1 rRNA gene is annotated in these 1424 nt (G+C 54.8%); it reads left to right on the forward strand.

The window, feature by feature from the left end:
• A 23S ribosomal RNA gene (locus tag ACZ63J_RS47075) occupies window positions 1–1391 on the forward strand; the annotation flags it as partial.
• Window positions 1392–1424: the final 33 nt, after the last annotated feature.

The following is a 1424-nucleotide window of genomic DNA, read 5'->3' on the forward strand; positions in this document are numbered from 1 at the left end:
AGGCTGAGACGTGATGCGTAGCCGTTTGAGGCGAAGTAGAGTGATCCTATGCTGCCGAGAAAAGCCTCTAGTGAGTGCATGCACGGCCCGTACCCCAAACCAACACAGGTGGTCAGGTAGAGAATACCAAGGCGATCGGGTGAACTGTGGTTAAGGAACTCGGCAAAATGCCCCCGTAACTTCGGGAGAAGGGGGGCCAAACATCCTGAAGCTCTTCTCGAGCTAGGGGTGGGTGGCCGCAGAGACCAGCGGAAAGCGACTGTTTACTAAAAACACAGGTCCATGCGAAGTCGCAAGACGATGTATATGGACTGACGCCTGCCCGGTGCTGGAACGTTAAGAGGACCGGTTAGCCAGCAATGGCGAAGCTGAGAATTTAAGCGCCAGTAAACGGCGGTGGTAACTATAACCATCCTAAGGTAGCGAAATTCCTTGTCGGGTAAGTTCCGACCTGCACGAATGGCGTAACGACTTTCCGGCTGTCTCAACCACAGGCCCGGCGAAATTGCACTACGAGTAAAGATGCTCGTTACGCGCGGCAGGACGGAAAGACCCCGGGACCTTTACTATAGTTTGGTATTGGTTTTCGGTTCGGCTTGTGTAGGATAGGTGGGAGACTGTGAAGCGGTGACGCTAGTTACTGTGGAGTCGTTGTTGAAATACCACTCTGGTCGAATTGGGAATCTGAACCTCGGGCCATGATCTGGTTCAGGGACAGTGCCTGATGGGTAGTTTAACTGGGGCGGTTGCCTCCTAAAGAGTAACGGAGGCGCCCAAAGGTTCCCTCAGCCTGGTTGGCAATCAGGTGTTGAGTGCAAGTGCACAAGGGAGCTTGACTGTGAGACAGACATGTCGAGCAGGGACGAAAGTCGGGACTAGTGATCCGGCACCTCCTGGTGGAAGGGGTGTCGCTCAACGGATAAAAGGTACCCCGGGGATAACAGGCTGATCTTGCCCAAGAGTCCATATCGACGGCATGGTTTGGCACCTCGATGTCGGCTCGTCGCATCCTGGGGCCGGAGTAGGTCCCAAGGGTTGGGCTGTTCGCCCATTAAAGCGGCACGCGAGCTGGGTTTAGAACGTCGTGAGACAGTTCGGTCCCTATCCGCCGCGCGCGTAGGATACTTGAGGAAGGCTGTCCCTAGTACGAGAGGACCGGGACGGACGAACCTCTGGTGTGCCAGTTGTTCCGCCAGGGGCATGGCTGGTTGGCCACGTTCGGAAGGGATAACCGCTGAAGGCATCTAAGCGGGAAGCCTGTTCCAAGATGAGGTATCCCACCCTTTGTGGGTTAAGGCTCCCAATAGACCATTGGGTTGATAGGCCAGAGATGGAAGCACAGTAATGTGTTGTTGAGTTGACTGGTACTAATAGGCCGAGGACTTGTCTACGAAGATGTTGCGCATCCACTCTACGGTTCTGAA

The organism is Amycolatopsis sp. NPDC104863, from assembly GCF_055582965.1.